The sequence below is a fragment of the Candidatus Polarisedimenticolia bacterium genome (assembly GCA_035764505.1).
GTDB lineage: Bacteria > Acidobacteriota > Polarisedimenticolia > Gp22-AA2 > AA152 > AA152.
This window is the reverse complement of sequence record DASTZC010000080.1, coordinates 1-24179: the sequence shown is the minus strand read 5'-3', so window position 1 is coordinate 24179 and position 24179 is coordinate 1. Positions and strand designations below refer to the sequence as shown.

18 protein-coding genes are annotated in these 24179 nt (G+C 66.4%); 7 read left to right on the top strand and 11 right to left on the bottom strand.

The window, feature by feature from the left end; genetic code table 11:
* The first annotated feature begins 106 nt into the window (after positions 1–106).
* The 4 genes from VFW45_05385 (at position 107) to VFW45_05370 (ending at position 6872) form a co-directional block, all read left to right on the top strand.
* Entirely contained in the window at positions 107–3535 is a 3429-nt protein-coding gene (locus VFW45_05385) for a MopE-related protein (GenBank protein HEU5180202.1), read from the top strand.
* A gap of 201 nt (positions 3536–3736) precedes the next feature.
* Positions 3737–4153 (top strand): FHA domain-containing protein, encoded by a 417-nt coding sequence (locus VFW45_05380; protein ID HEU5180201.1) that lies wholly within the window; start codon positions 3737–3739, stop codon positions 4151–4153.
* A 177-nt stretch (positions 4154–4330) separates the two neighbouring features.
* Positions 4331–5848, top strand: coding sequence for a hypothetical protein (locus tag VFW45_05375; GenBank protein ID HEU5180200.1), 1518 nt, complete (start codon positions 4331–4333; stop codon positions 5846–5848).
* A 10-nt stretch (positions 5849–5858) separates the two neighbouring features.
* Entirely contained in the window at positions 5859–6872 is a 1014-nt protein-coding gene (locus VFW45_05370) for an alcohol dehydrogenase (protein ID HEU5180199.1), read from the top strand.
* Positions 6873–6913: 41 nt separating this feature from the next.
* Here VFW45_05370 and VFW45_05365 read toward each other — a convergent pair whose 3' ends face one another.
* A complete protein-coding gene (locus VFW45_05365; protein ID HEU5180198.1) occupies positions 6914–8032 on the bottom strand; it encodes a DNRLRE domain-containing protein in 1119 nt (372 codons plus the stop codon).
* Positions 8033–8270: 238 nt separating this feature from the next.
* Here VFW45_05365 and VFW45_05360 point away from each other — a divergent pair, with 238 nt between their 5' ends.
* Entirely contained in the window at positions 8271–11447 is a 3177-nt protein-coding gene (locus VFW45_05360; GenBank protein ID HEU5180197.1) for a multicopper oxidase domain-containing protein, read from the top strand.
* A gap of 229 nt (positions 11448–11676) precedes the next feature.
* Entirely contained in the window at positions 11677–13965 is a 2289-nt protein-coding gene (locus tag VFW45_05355) for a patatin-like phospholipase family protein (protein ID HEU5180196.1), read from the top strand.
* A gap of 159 nt (positions 13966–14124) precedes the next feature.
* Here VFW45_05355 and VFW45_05350 read toward each other — a convergent pair whose 3' ends face one another.
* The 10 genes from VFW45_05350 to VFW45_05305 all read right to left on the bottom strand — a co-directional run bounded on the left by VFW45_05350 (position 14125) and on the right by VFW45_05305 (position 22980).
* Positions 14125–15396 carry a cation:proton antiporter gene (locus VFW45_05350; GenBank protein ID HEU5180195.1) on the bottom strand — a complete coding sequence of 424 codons (1272 nt, stop codon included), beginning with the start codon at positions 15394–15396 and terminating at the stop codon, positions 14125–14127.
* A gap of 251 nt (positions 15397–15647) precedes the next feature.
* The gene (locus VFW45_05345; protein ID HEU5180194.1) at positions 15648–17099 is read right to left on the bottom strand and encodes a trehalose-6-phosphate synthase; all 1452 of its coding nucleotides are present in this window, start codon (positions 17097–17099) and stop codon (positions 15648–15650) included.
* Positions 17096–17920: a trehalose-phosphatase gene (otsB, locus tag VFW45_05340; protein HEU5180193.1), complete on the bottom strand. Its 825-nt coding sequence runs from the start codon at positions 17918–17920 to the stop codon at positions 17096–17098. Before otsB ends, VFW45_05345 begins: the two co-directional genes overlap by 4 nt.
* Positions 17917–19155, bottom strand: a complete 1239-nt coding sequence (locus VFW45_05335; protein ID HEU5180192.1) for a glycosyltransferase — start codon at positions 19153–19155, stop codon at positions 17917–17919. Before VFW45_05335 ends, otsB begins: the two co-directional genes overlap by 4 nt.
* On the bottom strand, positions 19152–19823 hold the full coding sequence (locus VFW45_05330) for a DUF5752 family protein (GenBank protein HEU5180191.1): 672 nt from the start codon (positions 19821–19823) through the stop codon (positions 19152–19154). The genes VFW45_05335 and VFW45_05330 overlap by 4 nt, the downstream gene beginning before the upstream one ends.
* Before the next feature lie 398 nt (positions 19824–20221).
* The gene (locus VFW45_05325) at positions 20222–20443 is read right to left on the bottom strand and encodes a hypothetical protein (GenBank protein ID HEU5180190.1); all 222 of its coding nucleotides are present in this window, start codon (positions 20441–20443) and stop codon (positions 20222–20224) included.
* A 19-nt stretch (positions 20444–20462) separates the two neighbouring features.
* A complete protein-coding gene (locus VFW45_05320) occupies positions 20463–21032 on the bottom strand; it encodes a hypothetical protein (GenBank protein ID HEU5180189.1) in 570 nt (189 codons plus the stop codon).
* A 35-nt stretch (positions 21033–21067) separates the two neighbouring features.
* Positions 21068–21487 (bottom strand): hypothetical protein, encoded by a 420-nt coding sequence (locus tag VFW45_05315; protein HEU5180188.1) that lies wholly within the window; start codon positions 21485–21487, stop codon positions 21068–21070.
* Positions 21488–21736: 249 nt separating this feature from the next.
* Positions 21737–22309, bottom strand: a complete 573-nt coding sequence (locus VFW45_05310; GenBank protein ID HEU5180187.1) for a hypothetical protein — start codon at positions 22307–22309, stop codon at positions 21737–21739.
* Positions 22310–22470: 161 nt separating this feature from the next.
* Complete coding sequence (locus tag VFW45_05305; GenBank protein ID HEU5180186.1) at positions 22471–22980, bottom strand: hypothetical protein; 510 nt, start codon at positions 22978–22980, stop codon at positions 22471–22473.
* A gap of 518 nt (positions 22981–23498) precedes the next feature.
* Here VFW45_05305 and VFW45_05300 point away from each other — a divergent pair.
* On the top strand, positions 23499–24179 hold a 681-nt coding region (locus VFW45_05300), incomplete at its 3' end, for a phosphoglucomutase, alpha-D-glucose phosphate-specific (protein HEU5180185.1).

Below are 24179 nucleotides of genomic sequence, written 5' to 3'. Positions count from 1 at the left end.
TCGTTCGCGAGCGCGCCATGCACTCGCTTTCCGCCGCTACGCGGATCGATGAGAGCGCCCAGGAATTTGATTGACCAAGCTGGGGCGTGGGGCGTACTGTTCCCGCATGAAAAGCCTGCTGGGAAATAACCATGGCCTCGGCTCGATCAGGCTGCGCCAGGTCGTCGGAACCGGGGCTGTACTGGCCTTCGCCGGTCTGTTCGCACCTGGGATCCTGGCGCGCGATCTGACTTTCGAGCAGCGCGTCCGGGCGCAAGAGGCGATCGAGCGGGTCTACTACTCCCATCAAATCGGCAGCACGTTCCCATTCGAGCAGGCGGTTCCCCATGCCCTCGTCGAAGCGAAGGTCAGAAAGTATCTGAGGCACAGCGCCGCTCTCGATAAGTTCTGGAAAACTCCCATCACTGCAACGATGCTCCGGGCAGAGCTGGACCGCATGCAACACGGGAGCCGCATGCCCGAGCGGTTGCGAGAGCTGTTCTCCGCACTGAACAACGATCCGTTTCTCATCGAAGAATGCCTGGCCCGCCCGGCGCTGGCGGAGCGCCTCGTCGGCAACTTCTTCGCCTTCGATCAGCGCATTCATGCGGAAACACGACGTCTCGCGGAGGCAGCGCGCGATGCGCATGGACCGTGGGCCATGACCGTCACCGAAGAGCGCGAGGACTTCGTGCTCCGGGAGAGTCCCCGTGAGCGCGGATCCGCGGTTGTCCACGGCGGTGCCCCACCCTTGCGAAGCTTTCCGAAGCTTCGGCTGGAGGCCTGGTGGGCAGGGATCGAAGACAGCATGAGCATCGAGTCGGTGCATGGAGTCGGCGACGACATACCCGGAGACGTCATCCCAGGCCGGCAGGACCCCTCCATCCAGAGCTGCCTTACCGACAACACCTGGGACAACGGCTCGCTGGACGATTTCCCCCATGGACGTCACTCAGCGACGGCCGTCTGGACCGGGAGCGTCATGATCGTCTGGGGCGGGATTGCGGGCGAGCTCTGGGGCTACTCGGACAGCGGCGGGCGTTACGACCCCGCCACCGACACCTGGCTCTCCCTGTCTCTCCACAACGCCCCGTCGCCGCGCATGAATCACACGGCCGTATGGACCGGAACCGACATGATTGTCTGGGGAGGCAGGAGCGGCAGCTCGATGTCCGACGGTGGGAAGTACAATCCCGTGACCGACACCTGGGTTTCCACGGCTTCGAGTGGCGCCCCTGCCCCGCGATCGCAACACTCCGCCATATGGACCGGGACGAGGATGATCGTCTGGGGCGGCCAGGGAAGCTCTGTTTTCAACACGGGTGCCTTTTATGACCCATCGGCCGACACGTGGGCGCCCATCTCGACCACCGGTGCGCCATCGGCAAGGTACAACCATAGCGCCGTGTGGACTGGCGCCGAGATGATTGTCTGGGGGGGCGGTGTCGCGAACGGAGGGAGGTACAGCCCCTCGACCGACAGCTGGGCGCCCATCTCCACCACCGGCGCACCCGCGAGCGGGCCGGCCGTCTGGACCGGCTCGTTGATGCTGGTGCTGTCTCCCGATGCGACGACGGCGGGGCGGCGCTACGATCCCTCCATGGATGCCTGGACTCCCATGAGCAGGACCGGGGCCCCGGAGTTGAACCGGACGTGGTCTACTGTCGTCTGGGCAGGTAACCGCTTGATCCTCTGGGGAGGGCAGTCGGCAGGCGCCGATTTGAATACCGGTGGGAAATACGATCCGGTCACCGACTCGTGGACGCTCACTTCCACAGTCAATGCGCCCAGCCCTCGCAGCTTCCACGTCGCGGTCTGGACCGGCAGCCGCATGGTGGTCTGGGGAGGATACGATGCCCTGAATTATTGGGACGTCGCGAGCGGCGGAAGGTACGACCCGACGACCGACTCCTGGACTCCCACTTCGGAATCGAGCGCCCCCACGTACCGGTACCGGCTCTCCTCGGTCTGGACAGGGAATCTCATGATCGTCTGGGGAGGCGTGGGCGGCGTTGTGAACTTCGGACCCCTCAATTCGGGAGGGCGCTACGATCCGGCCCTGGACCATTGGAGCCCGACGACCACCATCAACGCCCCGGCGCCGCGCCGCGACAACTCGGCCGTCTGGGCCGGGGGCTCGATGATCGTTTGGGGAGGAAGGGACGCTTCCTACTTCAACGACGGGGCGCGCTACGATCCGATCTCCGACCAATGGACGACCACGTCATCGGTTGGCGCACCCGAAGCGCGAGGCAGGCATTCGGTCGTCTGGACCGGGACGAGGATGATCGTCTGGGGCGGCTTCAACGGAACCGTGCGCCTCAGGACGGGGGCGGCCTACAACCCGGCCGCGGACAGCTGGTCCCCGACCTCCCTGACCGCAGCTCCCGAGGCCCGTCAGGATGCGATGGCCGTCTGGACGGGGACTGAAATGATCGTGTGGGGCGGATCCAGCGGCAGCATCATCGTGAACACCGGCGGTCGTTACACGCCCTCGACCGATTCGTGGACTCCGACCTCGATGAACAACGCGCCGGTTGTGCATGACGTCGCGATCGGGGCGGCCGTATGGACAGGAAGCCTCATGATCGTCATGCCCACCACGTTCACCGGTGGCCGATACGACCCCAGCCTGGACCAGTGGCTGGCCCCGGTTGCCCCTCCGCCGCTTTACGGTGTCGCTGGCACTTCGGTCATCTGGACCGGATCACGGATGATCGTCTGGGGAGGCGGCATCCTCATCGATTTCGGAGAGCCTATCTTCAACATGGGTGCCATCTATGATCCGGTCGGCAACTCCTGGATTTCGACCTCTACCGACGGCGCCGCCTCGCCCCGATACGGGCATGCCGCCGTATGGACCGGCACCTTCATGATCGTCTGGGGCGGCGTCGGACCGGCGGGCACCTCGGCCCTTCTCAACAACGGGGGACGGTTCATCTACGGGCAGTCTATTGACGATGATGGAGACGGTTTCAGCGAGTGTGCCGGAGATTGCAACGATTCGGCCGCAGCGATCCACCCGGGCACGACCGAGACCTGCAATGGCCTCGACGACGACTGCTCCACCCTGGCCGACGAAGGCGGCGGCCTGCTCTGTGACGACGCCAACGGCTGCACGACCGATGCCTGCGCCGGCGCGTCGGGCTGCCTGCATGTGCCCCGGGATCTCGATGCCGATGGACATCCCGATGCCCTGTGCGGCGGCAACGACTGCAATGACGCCAGTCCAGCGGTGTGGGCGTCTCCGGCGGAAGTGAGCGGCTTGAATCTCACCTCTTCCAGCCCCGCCAACCCCTCGTGGCAAGGCCAAGCTACATCCGCCGGTCCGGGCACGCTCTACGATCTCGCTTCCGGCTCGCTGGGCCCCTCGACGGGCATCATCTTTTCAGCAGCCAGCTGCCTGCAGTCGTCCACGGCAACAACCTACCTCGATTCGCGTTCCGGTCCGGCTTCCGGGTTCGCTTTCTGGTACCTCTCGCGCGCCAGGAATTCATGTGCGACGGCAACCTACGGAACAATCCTGCGCGACTCCGGCATCCCTTCCTGTCCCTGAGGTCGGCACAGCCTGTTGAAAGCTCTGGCGCGGTAATCCTACGCTGCAGATGCCGCACAAGCGGCCCCCATTCAGCGGAAGCCGGTGAGATTTCGCGAACGTAAGGGGCGGGGGAGTTCCGCTCACGGCTCATCGCGAACCGTGCGATTCTCGTTCACACTCCTTGACAGGACAGCCCACGGCCCCAACATTGTTTCAGGTATGGGACAGCCGCTGAGAAATGATGAGGACATCACGAGCCGGACGGCCGACCGGACCCGAAGGAAGCCTCCCTTCGGCGCGCCGCATGTCTTCGTGCTGGTGATGGTCGATGGCGACGATTCCAACGCCACGCACCGGCTCGTGAAGCCCGAGACCACCATCGGCCGGGACACCGAGTGCGACTTCTCGATTCCGGACGACCAGGTCAGCAAGATCCACTGCCGCATCCGGGTGGAAGGATCGGTGGCCACCATCGTCGACGCGGGCAGCCGCAACGGCACCTGCGTGAACGGACGGCGCCTGCTTCCCAACGTGGCGCAACGTCTCAAGGCCCTGGACGAGGTCGAGGTCGGGAACCATCGCCTCCTTTTGATCACCGGGCGCTTCCGAGGCAAGCCGAAGCCGGTTGCCGAGTAGCCTCGCCCGGCAGGCCATCCCTCCATTCAGGCATCGCGCCGTCTTGACAGTTCCCGCGCTTCGGCGTAGATACGCGCCCGTCGAAAGCCGCTCGTCCCGCTCGGTTGGATGCCGCTTCCCGGCCGGCTCGCGCCGGGTCGGTCCCGGTTGCTATGGAGCCGCGCCGGCCTCTTCGTGATGCAGCCATCGCCTTCGCATCGACTGCATGTCGCGTTTCTGCTCCTGCTGGTGCTCCTGGCCAGGGTGCCGGATCTCTTCTATCACTACCAGGACTGGGACGAAGCGGCGATGATGTCGCAGGCCTGGGCCATGACGCGCGGACAGGTCCTGTATCGCGACACCTTCCAGATCCACCCTATCCTCAATTTCGCCATCTTCTACCCCTTTTTCGCGCTGCTTCCATCCGACGCCGCGGCGCACGCCATCAAGCTCTTCAATCTTCTCCTGGCCGTGGGAGTCGTGGTGTCGATCTATGCGATAGGGCGCCGCTGGACAGGCGATTCCCTGATGTCGCTGTTGGCGGCGTCGCTCGCGGCCCAGTACCTGGGAAGGCGCTGGGGCCTCAGCTCGTACGGGGAGTTCTATTTCCTTCTTCCGATCCTGGCGACCGTAGGGTTTCTGTTTTTAAGGCCCCGGTCGCGCACGACGCTCGCGGCAGTCGGTGCGCTGTGGGCGACGGCTTTCTTCATCAAGCAGATGGCGCTGTTCGACGCCGCCGGCCTGATGCTCGCCTTCTTTCTCTTCGATCGGGAAAAGCCCGTCGGGAAGGTACGGGCCGCCTCCTGGATGATCCTGGGTGCCGCCACCGCCGCGGGAGCGGTGGCTCTCTGGCTCGCGGGACACGGCATCTTCTTCCTTGCCATGCGCGAGACGATCCTCGGTCCCGCTGGCCATTACGTGCGCTCCGCGGCGGCCGGAGAGGCATTGCCATCGCCTCAGGCAGAGATGGTGAGCGATCCCTACCGACGGGTGGCGGCATTGCTCGTGGCTGCGCTCGCCGTTGCCATCCTGGCGTGGGCCGCGTGGCGCAGCCGGCGACGTGCACAACCTGAGGAACAAGAGGACCAGAATCCCCGGCGCCGGCTTCTCCGGGTCCTCGGAATCTGGCTGGCCGCGGACCTCCTCGGGTTGGTGTCGGTGGCAAAGTTCTACCCGCACTACCTGATCCAGCTCCTGCCTGCTCTGACCCTGCTCGCCGCCTATCCGGTGGTCCGCCTGCGCTCGCCGCTGAAAAGGGCGCTGGTGGTCCTCTTGCTGGTGATGATTCTTGGGGGGACGGGATTCGTCTTTGCAAGGACGATGATCAAGGATCGGGGCGAGCCCCGACGGGTGCGGGATTCGCGCGATGTCGCCGCGCTGGTTCGCGCCATGAGCGGCCCCGAGGACCGGATCTTCCTGTACCGCTTTCGCGGGCTCGACGTCTTCTATCTCGCGCAGCGTCTCTCGAGCAACGGCATCTACATGTTCATCGACATGTTTCCCGAGCACATCAATGACCCGCGGGTCGCCTCCGAGCGCCAGCGAATGCTGCTGGAGCGGCCGCCGCGCCTGATCGTTACCGATCCCGGGGGCCCTCTCCTGGGATGCAACAGCGCCGAGCCATTCTTCGACAAACTCCTGAGAGAGCGCTACTGCCTGCGGGAACGGCGCGCGTTCGTCGAGATCCACGAGCTATGCAACCCTGCACTTCCCTGAGGAGCCTTCCATGAAAGCAATGGTGGTCCGTTCGCCGAAAAACCCTCTGGTTCTCGAGGAGCGCGAAGCGCTTCGTCCCGGTCCCGGCCAGGTTCGCATCAAGGTGCACGCCTGCGGCGTCTGTCACAGCGATCAGCTGGTCACCGACGGTCTCTGGCCCGGCCTCACTTTCCCGAGGATTCCCGGCCATGAGGTGGCCGGGATCGTGGACGCGGTGGGTGAAGGCGCTATCCGGTTCAAGCCGGGCGACCGGGTGGGGGTCGGCTGGTACGGCGGCCACGACGGGACCTGTGATCCCTGCCGCCGGGGCCGCTTCCTTCACTGTCAGAACGGCAGGATCACGGGAATCTCTTTCGATGGCGGCTACCAGGAGCAGATCGTCGTCCCGGAGCCGGCCGTGGCGCCCATCCCCGACGGCATGGACCTGGCCGAGGCGGCCCCGCTCCTGTGCGCCGGAGTGACCACCTTCAACGCGCTCCGGAATTCTCCCGCGCGGCCAGGCGATCTGGTCGCGGTCCAGGGGCTCGGCGGACTGGGCCACCTGGGCGTGCAATATGCGCGCGCCATGGGCTTCGAGACCGCCGCCATCTCCCGCGGCCGCGACAAGGAAGACTTCGCGCGGCAGCTGGGAGCGACCCATTACTTCGATTCGGATCGCGCCGATTTCGCGGAAGCCATGGGCAAGCTCGGCGGCGCCCGCGTGATCCTGGCGACCGCGCCCCACGCCAAGGCGATCTCGGCGCTCGTCCCCGCCCTCGGGCTCGATGGATGCCTGCTGGTGGTGGCGGCCCCCTTCGAGCCGATACAGGTCTCGGCGCTGGATCTGATCGGCCGCGACGCGCGCATCCAGGGATGGGCCTCGGGAACGGCGGCCGACTCGGCCGACGCGATGGCGTTCGCGCAGGCGCATGAGATCCGGCCGATGATCGAGAAGTTCCCGCTGCCCGAGGCGGGCAAGGCGGTCGAGGCGATGATGAAGGGGACGGTGCGCTTCCGCGCCGTGCTGGAGGTGGCGCGCCGTTAGGCGCCGTGGTGGTCGCCGGCAGTCTGTTCGGTCCGGCTAATTCAGTCGGTCCCGCAAGGGAAGATCCTGCGGCACTCGCCGCTCAGGTAGGACTCGGCCAAATCCCGGATCAGCTCGCTCACGCTCGCCGGTGCGCATTCCATGCCTGCCGCTACTTCGCAGCTGGTCTGCAGGCGCGAGCCGCAGACGTTCAAGGCCAGCACGGCCAGCGTCTTCAACGTCCGCTTCCCGCAGTCGGACGGAGGGGCAGGAGCGAGCGCCTCGCAGGGGCTGCCGTCCTCGATTCCCAGATCGAGCATCATCGACTGCGCGCAGGGGAGCACTGCTTCGGCGAAATCGGGGACGTCAGGTCCTCCCGCCGCGGACTCGGGAAGCTCCGGCGCGTCGCCGAGAAGAATCGAGCACTGGCGCGACCAGGCGCCCGGCCCCAGCGGATCGGGAGAGCAGGGGGGCGAATACTCGACGTAGAGCACCGGTCGGTTCGCTTCGTCGGCGGTCTCGCGCGAATCGAAGCGCTTCACCGTGGTGGGGCGCGATTCGTCGCCCACCAGGATCCATCCGAAGTTGGCGTCAGGATGGTCCAGCCATGACTGCACCTCGGCGACCATCGCCTCGTTGGTCTCCCACAGATAGAGCCCCGGCTGGTCCACCGTTGCGGTCGCGATGATCGCCGCGTCGAAGTCGCCGCCCGGCTGGGTCCAGAGAGTCTGTTCGTAGAAGCGGTGCAGCCAGGTGGCGTCTCCGTCGGTCGACGGCGCACCGGCGCCGCCGGATGAGACCGACGTTCCTTCGCCCCAGTCGGCGATCACGCGCCGGATGCTGACGGCCGCCGGCCCTGAGTTGGTGGCCGACAGGTTCAGCGACAGGACGGCTTTCTTCACGGTGGAGCCGGGGGGAATCAGCGCGACGTCGAAGGCGAGAAGGGCGCGCCGAATCGAATCGGCGCTCGAGCCGATCCGCCCCGAAAAAATTGCGGGACCCGCCCCATTGGCGAGCGCGCCGTTTGCGTTCTGGATCAGCGTGGCATCCTTCTTGGGCCGCAGCAGGATGATCTCGGAGAAGCCGGGCGTCGTCCCCAGAAACTGGGCCAGGAGGAATGCGGCGCAGCCGACTCCGCGCCGGAAGTTGCTGCGTCTTCGCGCCTTCTGAGTGTCGCTCATCGCCTGGCTCCTCCTCAACAATCTCCACCCCGTCCGGCCGCGGGTCAAATTTCGTCTCCCGCGGTTATCTCCGATACGCACGCCAATCCATCAATGCACGTTCCGTGCCCCGTGGCACCCAACTTGCTCGACACGAAAATGACGGTGCCGGCGGATGCGCACGGCGACCGTCGCGGCGATACGAGAGCGACACTTTGCCGGGCCCGGCGCGCTCACCGGATCTGGCGAGGGGGGGAACATGGGGATCCAAAAACTGCTCACCAAGTTGGCTGGCCTTGCGATCGCGGCGGCGCTGCTGCCGCTGCCGGCGGCGGCCGACACTGTCACGCTGAATCCCGTCAAGGACAATACACTCTACGAGCCGATCGCCCAGGATGCGTGCGCCGACAAGAGCGACGGAGCCGGCCCGACTTTTTTCACCGGCAAGGTCCACGATGCGGACGCCGATTGCACCACCGGAGTGCGGATTGCCGTCCGACGGGGGGTGCTCGCCTTCAACGTCGCGGGAAACATCCCGGCGGGCTCGGTCATCAACAGCGCCCAGCTCATCCTCTACGCCGACAAGGTCAAGCTCACCACCAGTTTCAACGTGAGCCTGAACCGCCTGCTGTCCAACTGGGGCGAGGGGACTTCCAACACCGGGAACTCCCAGCAGGGGCGCGGCGAGCCGCCGACCACCGGCGATGCCACCTGGCATCATACTTTTTACTCGACGCAGTTCTGGTCGCTTCCCGGAGGAGACTACTCGCTGACCGCCAGCGCTACGCGCTCGGTGGGCAACGTCGGCTTCTACACCTGGGGCTCCACTTCAGGCATGGTGGCCGACGTGCAATCGTGGTTGAATACGCCGTCCCAGAACTACGGCTGGATCGTGATCGGCACGGAGTCGGTCGTCGACACCAGCAAGCGCTTCGCCACGCGTGAGAACACCGGAACAACCGGCGGCGTCACCTGGAAGCCGCGCCTGATTATCGACTACACGCCGCAGGTAGCGACCGGCGGCTGCTGCCAGGGCGCGTCCTGCTCGCTGCAGACGCAGACGGGCTGCCTGTCCCTCGGCGGCCTCTTTCAGGGGAACGGCACCTCCTGCTCCCCCAATCCCTGCTTCATCGCCACCGGCGCCTGCTGCGCCCCCAACGGCACCTGCAGCGAGGTTTCGCAGAGCAGCTGCACGGGCGCCGGCGGGAGCTACCAGGGCGACGGCACCACCTGCGCCTCCACCTACTGCCCGATCCAGCTCACCCCCTACATGGATGCGCTGCCCATCCCGCCGATCGCCACGCCGGTCACCGGGACGATCGGGGGAGCGGCGACCTACACCCTGACGATGCGCGAGTTCGAGCAGCAGCTGCACAGCCAGCTGCCGCCGACGCGGGTCTGGGGCTACCACGACGGGGTCGCGCCGCTGTGGACCCCGGGCCCCATCATCGTCGCGCGCACCGGCTTCCCGGTGACCGTCAACTGGGTCAACGACATCCGCGACTTCGCGACCAACGTGCCGCGGCGCGACGATCACTACCTCGACGTCGACGTGCAGCAGGATGCGCAAGGCAACGTCTGCATCGACGGCGCCGAGAACCGGGCCAAGGTGGTGCCGCACCTGCACGGCGGCCATGTCCCGGCCGCGGTGGACGGCTACCCGGAATCGACCTTCCTGCCGGGAGATCCTCCCGTTTCCTATACCTATCCGAACGACCAGCAGGCGGGATACATCTGGTTCCACGATCATGCGCTGGGCATCACGCGCCTGAACGTCTACATGGGGCTGGCGGGAGCCTACCTCATCCGCGACTCGGTGGAAGACGCCATCAACCTGCCGGCGGGAGCTTATGAGGTGCCGCTGGTGCTCCAGGACAAGAAGCTGAATCCCGACGGCTCGCTCAAGTATCCCAGCGCCTGGGTGGACCACTTCTTCGGCGACAAGATCATGGTCAACGGGAAGATCTGGCCTTACTTCGACGTCGCCAAGGGGAAGTACCGCTTCAAGCTCTTGAATGGCTCGACCTCGCGCGTCTACACCCTGTCGCTGGTGCCGCCTTCGGGCTCGTTGAACTTCACCGTCATCGGCACGGAAGGAGGTCTGCTGGAAGCGCCGGCGACCGGCGTGGGCTCGCTCACCTTGGGGCCGGGGGAACGCTACGAAGTCGTCGTCGATTTCGCCGGTTTCGCCACCGGCGTAGAGATCTTGCTGCGCAACGATGCGCCGGCGCCGTTCCCCAACGGGACGGTCGACGTGACGCAGGTGATGAAGTTCCGCGTGACCGCCGCCGCCGGCGACACCGACCCGATCCCCGCTACGCTGCGGCCCATCACGCACATCAACCCCGCCTCGGCGGTGATCACCCGCGACCTGCGCCTGAAGCAGTCGGGCACCGACGGCTGCGGCCGCTCCATGTGGGCGATCAACGAGCTGGGCTGGCACGACATTACCGAGTACCCAGAGCTCGGCACGGTTGAGATCTGGAGGTACATCAACGACTCGGGCGTCTCCCATCCGATGCACATGCATCTGGTGATGTTCCAGGTTCTCGATCGCCAGGCCTTCACCAAGGGACCGAACGGCGAGATCATCCCGACCGGCTCGCCGCAAGCCCCCGCGGCGGAGGAAAACGGCTGGAAAGACACCGCCATGGTAGCCCCTGGAGAAATCCTGCGGGTCATCGCGCGATTCGACACCTACAAGGGGCGCTACGCCTACCACTGCCACATCCTGGAGCACGAAGAGCACGAGATGATGCGACAGTTCCAGACCGTCTCGTGCGGCGACGGCGAGCTTGATCCGACGGAGGAGTGCGATCGGGGCGACACCGCGCCGTGGGACGGCTGCTCGGCCGGCTGCGATCTCGAGGAGTATCTGATGCTGGCCGGAGCGCCGCAGGGGGGCGGGGCGCAGTTGGTCGTGGAAGGAAGGACGATCTCCGTGCCCACCGCGGCCGGACAGACGGCCGCGGATGTGGCGGCCGCGCTGGCAGCGGCCATCAACGCCGATCCAACGCTCCAGGCCCTCAAGATCCAGGCGTATGCCGTCGGTGGCAGGGTCATCGTGAACGGCAGCATCGGCCAGGTGACGATGGGAGACCCCGGACTCACCACCCCGTTCTTCCTAAGTGCGTCCGCCGGCCAGCTATGGTGGACGACGGTCCCGGGGGCCACGCGCTACGATCTGGTGCGTGGTGACCTCGCCCTGCTGCAGGCGGGGGCGGGGAATTTCACCACGGCGACCCAGGAGTGCCTGGCCAACAATGCCGCCGGGACTTCCTTCAGCCATGCGGCGCTGCCCGCCGTCGGGTCCGGGTGGTGGTTCGTCCTGCGGGCGGGCACCGTTTCCAATGCCGGCAGCTATGACGACGGCTCTGCCGGTCTGGTCGGATCGCGCGATGCGGAGATAGACGCCGCCGCGGCGGCCTGCCCGTAGATCGACGCGCAGGCGCGGATCGTCCTGAATCCGGCGGCCCGGCTCTCCTCCTCGGGGGGCCGGGCCGCCGCGTCAGCGGTGCGATCCGCCGGCCGCCGTCCTCGCGTTTGACACCCTCCTCACTCGCCGATCATACTGCCCGCCCATCCGATCGCTGCCGGGCCGGGGCCTGGCGCTTTCAGCCGATCGAGCCGATACCGGACTCGTTTTCCGGGAGGACTCCTCGAGAATGCTGTGGCGGCGATGCGGCGCAACGGCTCTCGCGGTATCAATGGCGCTCCTGTGCGCCGGTATGGGGACCGTCCGGGCGCAGGATTCCTCCGGCGGTGGAGCGACCGCGGCCGGCGCAGCCGCCGGCGATGCTCCGGCGGCGAAGGGGGCGCGTGCCAACAGGCCCCGCCTCGCCCTGGTCATGAGCGGAGGAGGAGCCCGGGGAGCCGCCCACATCGGCGTCCTGCGCGTCCTGGAAGAGCTGCACGTCCATCCCGACCTGATCGTCGGGACGAGCATGGGATCGATCATCGGCGGCCTCTACGCCGCCGGCTACTCCCCCGACCAGCTCGAGGAGCTGCTCAAGTCCACCGACTGGAAGGATGTTTTCGTCGATGCCGTGGAGCGGCGCGACCGCTCCTTCCGGCGCAAGGGGGACGATGCAACCTTCCTGATTCCCGGCAAGCTCCGCTTCAAAGGGTTTCGTCCCTACATCCCGCCGTCGATCTTCGGAGGGCAGCAGCTGGAGCTTCTCCTGCGCTCGCTGGAGATGGCCGTCCAGACGTCGCCCAGCTTCGACGACTTCCCTATCCCGTACCGTGCCGTGGCGCTCGATCTGGGAAGCGGCGAGGCGGTGATCCTCGACAAGGGGAGCCTCGCCACCGCGATGCGCGCCAGCATGTCGGTCCCCGGGATGTTCTCGCCGGTCAAGCTGGACGGCAAGCTGCTGGTGGACGGCGGCGAGGTGGCCAACCTGCCGATCGGCATCGCCCAGTCGCTCGGGGCGCAGTCGATCATTGCCGTCGACATCACCAGCCCGCTGATCACCAGCGAGGAGATCGACACCCTGTTCTCGGTGATGAACCAGTGGAGCAGCTTCTCGGCCGTGGCCAACCGCGTGGCCGACATCAAGAAGCTGCGCCCCGGCGACGTTTTGATCACCCCCGAACTGAAGGACATCGGCTTCATCAGCTTCGACAAGGTCAACGATGCGATGGCCATCGGCGAGCAATCGGCCCGTGCCGTCACGGAGGGCCTGAAGCGCTTCTCGGCGCCGCCGGCGGAGTGGGACGAGTTCGTGAAGCACCACCGGCGCCGCAACGTCGAGAAAGTGAAGGTGGACGAGGTGACCTTCACCAATTCCAGCTGGGTCAACGACCGCATCATCGACCGCCGCCTGAGGATCCCGGAGGGCAAGTCGGTCGACATCGACGATTTCAACAACGAGGTGATGCGTCTCTACGGGCTCGACTACTTTGGTCTCATCCGGCCCACCTACATCCGGCAGGATGGGAAAGGGACCATCAACCTGGACATCCCCGCCAAGCCCTACGGTCGCAACAGCCTGCAGTTCGGCGCCAGCTTCTGGGACGACTTCCATGGCGACGCCAACTACACCTTTTCGTTCCGCCACCTGCTGATTGCGGCCAATCGCCGAGGCGGTGAATGGGAGAACGTCGCGCAGATCGGTCAGACGCGGCTGCTGCGCACCTCTTTCTACCAGCCGATCGATTACAAGATGCGCTGGTTCGTCTCTCCCACGGCGGAGACGAAGCGCGATTACGTCTACCTGTGGGCGGACGGCGATCGGGTGAGCGAGGAGAGCATCTCCACCCTGGGCGGGAGCCTGGACGTCGGCCGGGTCATCGGTGACAACTGGGAGGTGCGCCTGGGCGCCTTCTACGCTCACAATACGACGAGCACCTCTATCGGCCCGAACATCTTCGTCGGCGATGAGGACGAGCGCGATGGGGGAGGCCAGTTCAAGCTCAACGTCGACTCGCGCGACAGCACCGTCTTCCCGCGCCACGGGGCGGAGGTCCACGGCTTCTATCGCCACTCGACGGAGTCGATGGGAGCGGATGCCGACCGGGACCTGGCACGGTTGGACGCCAGCCTGGCCCTGACCCTCGGGCGGGTGACCGTGGTGCCCTCCTTCAGCGGCCAGACCCTGGTCACGGGACCCGTCTCGTTCATCTCGTCCTGCGCGCTGGGAGGCTTTCTGAACCTTTCAGGGCTGGGGTTCGGCGAGCTGCGGGCGGAGCGCTGCGTGGTGGGCCGCGCCATCTCGTATGTGCAGCTGACGCGCTTCGATCTCGGGCCGCTCACCTCGGCCGTCTATGGCGGGATTTCGTTCGAGGCAGGCAATGCCTACTTCCGCGACGACCCGGTCACCTGGCAATCGCTGACCATGGGAGGCTCGCTCTTCTTCGGGGCCCAGACGCCGCTCGGCCCCGCCTTCTTCGCCTGGGGCACGACCGAAACTGGCGAACACAAAGTCTACTTTGTAATTGGTGACCGCTTCTGAGTGTCGCGTCTCAGAACTGTCACGGCATTCGGCGGTCGATGCATCCCGGCTCGCGGCGTTGCGTCTCGCTTGCGGACCGCTCTGGGTACGCGGCGCTTCGACGCGCCTTGCGATCCGGCAATCATAAGTACATCTGATGGGTGACCACGTGTCAGGGGATCAGGGGCGGCGGCGGTTCATGCTCCACTGCAGGGCAGGGGGCGTGACCAGGGTGGTCACGATCACCATCACGACCAGCGCCGAATACTCCGCCGCATCGATGATCCGGCTGCCCGCGATCGACAACCCCATTCCGATGTTGGCGAAGATGAGCCCGACCTCTCCCCGCGGGATCATCCCGATGCCGACCGACAGCCGATCGTAACCCTTGCCGAGCACGCCCAGCCCGCAAAGCTGCTTGCCCAGGATGGCGGCCAGGGTCAGCACGGCGGCGAAGAGAACGACCTCCCGCCGGGCGAAGGCGGACAGGTCGGTGTTCATGCCCATCAGAACGAAGAAGATCGGCGACAGGAACGACGAGATCGGCTCGATCAGCTGGGCCAGGGAGTGCTCTCCCTTCTTCCGGAAATCGCGATAGTGCAGCTCCTCCAGGACCAGCCCCGCCGCGAAGGCGCCGACGATGGGGGCCAGTCCCACCAGGCTCGCCAGCCATGAAAGTAGGAAGCAGAACGCGAGGCCGACTGCGAGCAGAACGCCGCGCGCGTTCAGCCTCGAGGCGAGATTAAACAGGCGCGGCGCCAACATCGAGCCGAGAACCAGCGCGCCCACGAGAAAGCCCGCCGCCTTCAGGACGATCAGCCCTATCGAGCCCGCCGAAAGGGTACCGCCGGCATCGGTCGCCGTGATGACCCCGGTCACCACGGCCAGGATGACCAGGCCGAGCACGTCGTCGATGACCGCGGCCCCCAGGATGATGCGCGCCTCCGGGGTCTGGCTCCGGTTCATGTCCTGCAGGACCCGGGCGGTGATCCCGACGCTGGTCGCGCACAGCGTCGCCCCCAGGAACGCCCAGACGTAGGGACCCGCCTGCGGCAGAAAGACCCTGCCCACCCCGAAGCCCAGCGCCATCGGCGTGACCACGCCGATCACCGCGACGAGCAAGGAGGAAGCCCCCACCTTCATCATGTCTCCGACCGTCGATTCCAGCCCCACCTCGAACAACAGCAGGAGCACTCCCAATCCGGCGAGCAGCTCGATGGCCGGGCTGGTCTTGATCGGCTCGAACAGGGTCACGCCTATTCCGGAGAGATTCCCGAGGAGGACGCCCACTGCCAGCTCTCCAAGGACGGCCGGCTGCCCGACCCGCGCGGCGAGATCGCCGGCCAGCTTGGCTGCCACCAGGATGATGACCAGGAGAAGGAGTGCGGGGGCGACGGGGTCCGAGTGGCCTGCCGATGCCCAGGCATCGCTGCCCGCGACGGCGACGGACACGAGCGTCGCGCCGGCGATCCATCTTCCCGACCGGCTGGATCTCGAAGGTGTGGGATCGGGCATAAGTTCCCGGGAACGCGTCGTGGAAACGGAGTGCCGGGACTGAAGCACAATGACGTAGTGTCTCAGGTCGGCCGATCCGTCGCAAGCGCGGGTTGCAGGACATCGGTCAAGCGACGGCGGGCGTGACAAGAGGGGAAGCGCCCTTGCGGACACGAGGGTCGAGGACCGGACGGCTCCTTGGAGCTGCGCTACTTGGTGCTGCGCTGGACCGCCTGGGCAGGGTGATGGTTATACGAATCGAGACGTGAAGGACCGTCCAGATCGCGGATGAAGCGGTCGCCCCAGGCGCTGACCGAGTGTTGTCGGATGCGCGTCAGCAGCGCGCGATGCCGTTCGCGCCGCTCCTCCAGCGGCATCGACAGCGCCTGCGCGAGGCCGTCGGCCACGCTGCTGGGAACGAAGGGATTGACGATGAGGGCCTCGGGGAGCTGGCGCGCCGCGCCGGCGCAGCGGCTCAGGATCAGGACGCCAGGGGATTCGGGGTTCTGCGCGGCGGCGTATTCCATCGCCACCAGGTTCATGCCGTCGCGCAGGGGAGTCACCAGTCCCACGTCCGCCTCGCGGTAGAACCGGGCCAGCTCCGGGCGGGGGTAGGTCTTGTACAAGTAGCGGATCGGGACCCAGTCGTGGCTGGCCATTTCGCCGTTCACCCGTCCCACCAGCGCCTCGATCTTGCGCTTCTCCTCCTGGTACTGCATTGCTGCCGTCCGGCTCGGGGCGGCGATCTGGATGAACGAGACCTTCTTTTTCCACTGCGGATAATCCTTCAGGAACCTCTCGTAGGCCCGGACCCGATCCGGGATCCCTTTGGTGTAGTCGAGCCGATCGACGCCCAGGATCAGGCGGCGCCCGCGGACCACCTTTCCCAGCACGCCGCGCCGCGGCCGCTCTCCGGAAGCCTGGCCGGAGGCCGGGGCGAAGTCGTCCGCGTTGATGCCCACCGGGTAGACCCCGACCCGCTGCCTGCGCCCCTCGAAGGAAAGGTGGCGCTCGTCCCAGCGGGCGCCCAGCTCCTGCCGGCAGCAGTAGAGGTAGTTGTCCCGGTACCCTTCCGTCTGGAACCCGATCACGTCGTACTCCAGCAGCGCCTCCAGGAAGCCGCGCGGGTCCGGCAGCACCTGCCAGAGCTCGAGCGCCGGGAAGGGGATGTGCAGGAAGAAGCCCAACCGGCCGCGCCATCCGAGGCGCCGCAGCTCCCTGCCCAGCGGGATGAGATGGTAATCGTGCACCCAGACGCGGTCGTCATCGCGCACAAGCGGCCGCAGCGTCTGGGCCAGCCTGTGCTGCAGACGGCGGTAGGCCTCCTGCTCGCGATCCTCGATCCGCGCGCGATCCTGGAAGGAATGGAACAGGGGCCACAGCACCATGTTGCAGAAGCCGTGGTAGTAATCGTCCACTTCCCCCTGCGTGAAGGGGATGCCGAGCAGCTCGGTATCGCGCAGGGTGAAGCGCGACACGTTGCCGAGCTGCTTGCGCGGCTCGATCCTGCCGTTCCAGCCGACCCACAGGCTCCCGGGACGCGAGCGCAGGGCCGTGAACAGGGCCGAGGCAAGCCCTCCCGCCGGGATATCGAGCTCCCCTATCTGGCCGCTGGGCACCGGGATCGGGATGCGGTTGGAGACCACGACGAGGCGGCTCATGAGCGGATTCCCACGGGAGGATCCGTGGCGATCGCCTGCCGCCACATTCTGAGGAAGCCGCTGATCGCTTCGCAGGAGAGGATCCGGCCGGTGGCCATGGAGGGACGATCGGCGGAGCCGACGCGCACGCCGAAGCCGCTCCCGAACAGCTCGCGGAAGGCGTCCTCGTCGGTCCAGTCGTCTCCCACGTGAACGGCCAGGGTCCCGGTGGGGCACAGTGCCAGAATCTCACGGACGGCCGTCCCCTTGTCGCGACCCGCGGCGCGCGCCTCCTGCCCCCCGTTGACCGGCGCGAAGCTCAAGAAGGATCGCGCGGCGGGCAGTGTGCTCCACAGCTCCCGCCACGACGCCTCCAGCGCGTGCGCCCTGGAAGCATCCAACCCGCGCGTGTGCAGGACCAGGGAGGTGCGCTTGCGCTCCAGGTAACGCGACAATCCAGTGGATTCCGCCGCCGTGAAGGCCTCACGCAGCATCGCCTCGCTGTCGGGAGGAAGGGGATGATGGATCGTCGTGCTTTCCCGGTAGCGGGTTTCCCAGCCGCTCTCCCCGACCAGATGGACCGGCAGCTCCCCGAGGAATCCGGTGAGCTGCTCGATCGGCCTGCCCGAGAGAATCCCGACCTGGCAGCGCGATGCCGAGGAAAGCTCCTTCAGGAGCTCCACGATCCCGGGCATGGGGACGGCGGATGCGCGCTCCACACGGAAAGGAGCGAGGGTACCGTCGTAGTCGAGCAGCAGCAGCCGGTAATCCGCCGAGACGACGCGCTCCCAGAAATCGGGAGGCAGCTGGAGGAAGGTGGGGCGCGACGCCGGCGTCGTCATTGGATCTCAATCTGATCGCGGGCGCCAGCTCGCAGGGCCAGCATCATCGTCAGGTATTCCCGCAGGTGGCGGGTGAGCAGGAAGTTCTCGCGCACGAAGCGCCGCCCCTTCAGCCCCATCGAGGCGCGCAGCCGCGGGCGGCTCAACAGGTAGCGGATGCGGAATGCCGCCCCTTCCGGCGTGTTCACCAGGAAGCCGGTGTGGCCGTTGACCACCTGCAGCACGATGCCGCCGGTCTCCCCGCCGATCACCGGGCGCTCCTTCCATAGCGCCTCGGTCACCGTGAGACCGAAGCCTTCCTTGATTGATTTCTGCAGCACGATGTCGGCGCGGCGCTGCAGGGCGTTGATGGTGCGGTGCGCGTCGGAGGGGAGCAGCAGGAGGTGGATGTCGGGATCGCCGCCCGCCTCCTCGCGCACCGCAGCCAGGACCGCCTCCCCTTCCGGATCGTCGTCGGCGGTGCCTCCCGCCATGACGAGCTGGATGGGGACATGCTTGCGCGTCAGCCGGTAGGCGCGTACCACGCCCACCGGGTCCTTGAAGCGGTCGAAGCGCGAGACCTGCAGGACCATCGGCCGCTCGGGATCGACCTTGAACTTCTGCGCGGTGAGGGCCACCTCGGCCGGCTCCAGCGGCATGTTCTTCTCGCTGAGCGGATCGATGCTGGGATGGATCAGGTATTGCGGGTGCCCCAGCGGCTGCGCGAAGGCGGCCAGCGAGAAGACGCTGGCGTCGTAAAGCCGCACGAACTCGCGCAGGTATTTCCAGATGGCCCGGTCGGGCCGGCTCACGTCGATGTGGCAGCGCCAGATCCACTTCCCCTTGCGCCCCTCGAAGAAGCGGATGAAGGCCGCGGGCTGCGGATCGTGGATGAGCACGAAATCGGCCTCTTTCAGCTTGGGGGCGAGCCTCTCGGCGTTGCGGCGATTGACCTCGAGATAGGCGTCCAGGAGCTTCGAGTTGATCTCCACCGGAGCGCCCTGCAGCCCGTTGTGGAAGCGCTTGGTGACCGAGAAGAACTCCGGATTGCCTTCGACGATCTCCCAGGAGGCGTCGATCCCCAGCTCGCGCTTCAGGGGGACCAGGCGGCTCAGGATCTCGGCCACCCCGCCGCCGGTCGCGGTGGAGTTCACGTGCACCACCCGGGCCCCCTTGAGGGGGCGGGCCACCTGGCGCAGATGATGGATGACCTCGGCGCCCGCCGCTTCGCCATAGGCTTCCAGAGGCGGCATCATCGCGGCTTCTCCTTCTCGGTGAGATCCTTCAGCGCCCGGCCGAGCCGCAGGCGCAGCTCCATGAGCGACCAGAGGTGGAAGTCGATCCCCGCGAGACGCTCGCGGTAGATGTCGTAATCGGGGCCCCACCCTTCCAGCCAGACGGAGAAATCGTCCTGCAGCAGCGGCGGGCGCAGGCGCGCGTCGACGAAGTGGACGAAGATGCTGCCCGAGGGAAGGTGCGGAGCGCGCGCCGCCAGCTCTTCGGGCGTGGCGGCCTCGATGCCGGTCTCCAGCGTTACGCGCTGCGAGCGCAGGAAGAAGAACTCGTGCCCCGGCTGGACCGAGGGGACGTAGGGGATCTCGGCCAGCCGGTCCTCGATGATGTCGAGAATCTGCTGCCGCACCAGCTCGGTGTCGCCCGTTCCCGGAAGATCGATCCCTCCCAGCCTCTCGGCCAGGACGTTGTCGTGCAGATGGCGGCGGGCCCACAGCGCGAAATCGTTGCGGTACTCGGGATCGTCGAAGGCGGGCCGCAGCAGGCTCTCGTAGCAGTGGTGCGCGATGCTCTGCGCCGGGACCTCGGCGATCCAGTCGCGCAGCTCCCGCAGATTATGGGCGCTGCGTCCCAGCGACAGAATCGTGAGGGCGCAATCTTTGAAACGGAAGGGGGCCGGTCGCTTCGTCATGTCCTCCCCGCGAGGGCGGAATACTGCTGAAGAGGCCAACCGTGACGTGAATCAGACAGACATACCTTCTGACCGGGTAACTCATGATAGACCAGCCTTCTCGGGAAACCGAATCCCTCAGAAAAAATACTGAAGACGGATTCAGCGGGCGGGGTTGATGCTGCGGCGGAGATCCACCAGGGCCTGGTCGAAGGCATCGACGCGGATGAAGCCGCGGCGGGGGAATTCGAGGTCGGCGAGGACGTAGAGGGTCGAGGTCATGAAGATCGCGAAAGTCAGCGTATGGTCCAGCTGCGGCCGCTCCCGGCCATGCTGAAGCCGACCAGCAGCGCGCTGGCCAGCGCCAGTATAGACCCAGCCTCAGTAGGCCGTGCCGATGGTGTTGGCTTCCCCCACGATCAGGTGCCGCCGGACTTCGAATCGCTCGGCGGCAATGAGAAGCTGAAGGCCAGCAACAGGCCGAGCAGCCCGTAGACCGCTCCTTCCACCGCGCCAATCCACTTCGACTCGCCGCGCGAGATGCGCCGCAGCCCCAGGCAGCGTCCCACCTCCAGCAGGCCGAAGATCGCCGCGAGGAAGCCCGCCGCCGGGATCAGCAACCCCGGAGCGAAGGAGCTCATGCCGAGACCGTCAATTCCTCTAGTACTTCACCATGTAGTTCTTGGCTTCCAGGCAGACGCTGAAGGCCTTCTTGAAATTGTCCATCTGCTCGGCGGTGGCGGCCTGCGCCTGCTCTCCCTGGGCCTTGGCCTGCTCGGTCGCCTGCTTCTGACCCTTCTTCGCCTTGCGCCGGCCGGCGACCACGCCTGCCGCCGCGCCGTAGGCGGCTCCCTCGCCGGCGTCGTCGCTGGCGATCTCGCCGATCAGTGCTCCGGCAGCCGCGCCCTTGACCGCTCCCGCCGCTCCGGCGCCTTTGCCCGCCTGCTGCGCCTGCTTCTGCGCCTCGGCGGATTGCTGCTGTTGCTGCTGGGCCTGCTTTTGCAGCTGGAACGGGTCGGTGCCTGTGTTGGTGACGGCGTACTGGTAGCAGGCCGATTCGTCCTCGGACTGCTGGCTGGGAGTCTGCCCCTTGTTGGGGAAGGCGTAGACGTTCAGCGTGGCGGCCAGGGTTTTCTGGCCCGACGGCGGCGCGGGCTGGCTCTGGGCGAAAGCGAGCGGCGCCACGGAGGCGGAGATCAGGACGAGTGCGGCGACGATCTGTCTCTTCATGGGATGCTTCTCCGTTGATTTCATTTCAGGATGACTCAGCGCGTGGAGGTCGGGGTGCAGGCGCCGAAGACGGTGACGCTGATCCCTTCCCGGGCCACGGCGACCGATAGCAGGCCCGTCGCCTCGGAAACCACGAAGCTGAAGGCCCTTCCTTTCTCGTATCCCTGCATGACGAGGTTGCCGTCCTCGCGCGTCATCGAGACGATTGGGGTGCTGCGGTTCTCGCCGCTCGCTCGCGTGGTGCTCAGCCGCTTCCCCTTGAGATCGATTTCGATGAATTGCGGGATGTTCAGCTCCATGGGAGACCCGATGACGCAATCCCCGGTTTCCCCGCACTTGATGACGGTCGAAGCCGAGCACAGCATGCGATCGGCTCCGGCGAGGTTGTCGCACAGCGCCGGCGCCGCTCCGAGCAGCATGAAGAGCCCCACCCCGACCCACGCCTTCCGCAACATGGCAATCCTCCTCGATGAGAAGCCCGATCCGTCGGCGCAGGGCCTTGGCTGGTCGTGCCGGAACTCGGGCGATGTGTCCAAAGGATCCTCTTGTCCGTCGATTGCGGCAAGTCGCATCCCGGGATCACTCCTTGTCGACGGGAGAAGGGAACGACGGGCTGGACGTTGAGGATATTGCGGGCGAGTCTGCGCGCCGGAGCCGCGGGATGCCGCCGCAGCTCCGGCCGCCGACGATGAATCCTTCCTTACTTACTTGTCTTCCGCGACGTCGATCGCCAGCGCCTGGGTCTTGGTGATCACGATGGTGTCGCCCGGCGCCACGTCCTTGAGATAGCTCTTCTTCGCCACGCGGCGATTGATGATCCGGCCATCGGTCGTCTTCACGGTAATTGCCGGGGTGTCGGGCTCGACGGACACCACGGTGACGGTCATCGTGTCCTGGGTGCCGGCAACGCCGCCCGGCTTGGCGCCCGGAATGCTGCCGGTGACGCCGGCCTGCGACTCGGCGGGGACGACCTCGCCCGGCTTCTTCAGCTCGAAGGCCACCTCTTCGTAATACTTCGCGGTGACCTTGTCGCCGACCTTCATGTTGTCGAAGCGCTGGACCGACTCATCGACATAGAAAGTCACCTCGTTTCCCTTGGGTCCCTTCAGGGTTACGAGCCGGTTCGTCTTGTCGATCGACTCGACCGTCGCCTTGATCGTCACCTTGTCGCTGAGGGTGATCGGCTTGGCGGGCTTCTTGTCGTCGCCCGCGAGCGTCACGCTCAGCGCCGCCAGGAACAACCCCAGCACCAGCGCCGTCTTCAACATCCTGCTCATGGAGCTCCTTTCTCCGGGCCGCGCCCGGAAACGTGAGGTGAGTGGGTCCATGCGCCGTTGCCGGCCCGGGGGGAGGCGGCGTCGGTGCTGCGCTTCATGAAGGGCCCGGCCTGCGGATCGTCCGAAGGCCGGGCCCGCTGTTCACGAATCCCGCCCTTCCGCTAGGTGAGGTCCACCACGAGCGGCTCGGTCTTGACGATGATGATCGTGTCGCCGACCTGGACGTTCTGAAGATTGTTCTTGTTCCGGACACGGCGCGTGATCACCGTGCCGTCGGCCGCCTTCACCGTGATCGAAGGAGTGTCCTGATCGATGGCCATGACCGTGACGGGGGCCGTCGCCGGCTTGGCGCCCGGAACCGCGACGCCAGCCTCGTCCGGCTTCTTGAGCTCGAACGCCACCGAATCGTAGTACTTCACGGTGATCTTGTCTCCCACCTTGACCTTGTCGAAGCGATCGCCGACCGACTCGTCGATGTAGTAGGTCATGGCGGCGCTCTTCTCCCCCTTCAGGGTCAAGATACGGTTCGTCTTGTCGACGGCAACGACGCTCGCCTTCATCTCGACCTTCTCGTTCATTCCGATCGGCTTCTTGGCGTCGTCTCCGAAGGTCAGACCAAGGGCCGCCAGAAACAGTCCCAGCGTCAGAGCCGTCTTGATGATTCTGCTCATGAGGAACTCCTTTTCTCCGAGCGCGCTCGGAATCAGACCTGTCCGACTCGCAGGCAGGGAGCGCTCCGTCGAAGCCGAAGGACCGGGTCAACGGCGCCGGGCCGGCCGACGCCCCGCCACAGGCGCCTTCCACCTGTTCGCGGTCACTGCAACGGTAACGGCAGGAGGGCCTCAGGGCAAGGAGTGTGAAGGAAGACCCCTGCTGCGTGGCGATGCGGCGAGGCACGGTCGCGGCAGGGGGAAGCATCGGCTGGACCTCGGGGGTTCGGCGGCCGGCTCTGGAGGTGAGGAGCTCGAAACAGAGCCAATCCAATCAATTATCTCAGCGGCGGCGCGCAAGCTATCACCCCTTCATGGGCTTGTCAATGCAGGAGGATAGGCGGAAAGCGGCGCATCGCCATTGCGGAAGCGGCGGCTTGTGATCCCGACCCTATCTGGAGCAGAATCGAGCGCCCAGTTCGAGTGTCATGTCCAGGGCCGTCGTCCCGGGCCCTTTCCGGCGAAAGCGATCGGCGCGCATGAGTCCTCTCTCACCTTTGGCCGGCAAGCCCGCTCCCCCCGAGATGCTGATCGACCCTTCGCGCCTGGAGCGGGAGTATTACGAGCGTCGCCCCGACTTCGACGATCCCGCCCAGCGCGTCTCGTTCGGGACGAGCGGGCACCGGGGCTCGGCGCTGCGCGGCACATTCAACGAAGGCCACATTCTGGCGATCTCCCAGGCAATCTGCGATTTCAGGCGCAGCCGCGGCACCGACGGGCCGCTCCTGCTGGGTAAGGACACGCACGCCCTGTCGGCCCCGGCGCAGCGCACGGTCCTGGAGGTCCTGGCGGCCAACGGCGTGGAGACGATCCTTCAGGCCGACGACGGCGCAACCCCGACACCGGTCATCTCGCATGCCATCCTGACTCGCAACCGCGGCAGGGAGCCGGGCCTCGCCGACGGCATCATCATCACCCCTTCGCACAACCCGCCGGAAGACGGCGGCATCAAGTACAACCCGCCGAACGGCGGCCCCGCGGGTAGCGAGGAGACCCAGTGGATCCAGGAGCGCGCCAACTCCCTCCTGAAATCCGGGAACCGCGGCGTGCGACGCATGGCGTATGAGGCGGCACTGCGCTCCTCGACGACGCACCTCGAGGATTTCATCCCCCCTTACGTGGAGGATCTGCCGGCTGTCGTGGACCTGGAGGCGATCCGC

Coding starts and splice junctions, on each gene's coding strand:
- VFW45_05385 (HEU5180202.1), top strand. CDS start 107: ATGAAAAGCCTGCTGGGAAATAACCATGGCCTCGGCTCGATCAGGCTG.
- VFW45_05380 (HEU5180201.1), top strand. CDS start 3,737: ATGGGACAGCCGCTGAGAAATGATGAGGACATCACGAGCCGGACGGCC.
- VFW45_05375 (HEU5180200.1), top strand. CDS start 4,331: ATGCAGCCATCGCCTTCGCATCGACTGCATGTCGCGTTTCTGCTCCTG.
- VFW45_05370 (HEU5180199.1), top strand. CDS start 5,859: ATGAAAGCAATGGTGGTCCGTTCGCCGAAAAACCCTCTGGTTCTCGAG.
- VFW45_05365 (HEU5180198.1), bottom strand. CDS start 8,032: ATGAGCGACACTCAGAAGGCGCGAAGACGCAGCAACTTCCGGCGCGGA.
- VFW45_05360 (HEU5180197.1), top strand. CDS start 8,271: ATGGGGATCCAAAAACTGCTCACCAAGTTGGCTGGCCTTGCGATCGCG.
- VFW45_05355 (HEU5180196.1), top strand. CDS start 11,677: ATGCTGTGGCGGCGATGCGGCGCAACGGCTCTCGCGGTATCAATGGCG.
- VFW45_05345 (HEU5180194.1), bottom strand. CDS start 17,099: ATGAGCCGCCTCGTCGTGGTCTCCAACCGCATCCCGATCCCGGTGCCC.
- otsB (HEU5180193.1), bottom strand. CDS start 17,920: ATGACGACGCCGGCGTCGCGCCCCACCTTCCTCCAGCTGCCTCCCGAT.
- VFW45_05335 (HEU5180192.1), bottom strand. CDS start 19,155: ATGATGCCGCCTCTGGAAGCCTATGGCGAAGCGGCGGGCGCCGAGGTC.
- VFW45_05330 (HEU5180191.1), bottom strand. CDS start 19,823: ATGACGAAGCGACCGGCCCCCTTCCGTTTCAAAGATTGCGCCCTCACG.
- VFW45_05325 (HEU5180190.1), bottom strand. CDS start 20,443: ATGAGCTCCTTCGCTCCGGGGTTGCTGATCCCGGCGGCGGGCTTCCTC.
- VFW45_05320 (HEU5180189.1), bottom strand. CDS start 21,032: ATGAAGAGACAGATCGTCGCCGCACTCGTCCTGATCTCCGCCTCCGTG.
- VFW45_05315 (HEU5180188.1), bottom strand. CDS start 21,487: ATGTTGCGGAAGGCGTGGGTCGGGGTGGGGCTCTTCATGCTGCTCGGA.
- VFW45_05310 (HEU5180187.1), bottom strand. CDS start 22,309: ATGAGCAGGATGTTGAAGACGGCGCTGGTGCTGGGGTTGTTCCTGGCG.
- VFW45_05305 (HEU5180186.1), bottom strand. CDS start 22,980: ATGAGCAGAATCATCAAGACGGCTCTGACGCTGGGACTGTTTCTGGCG.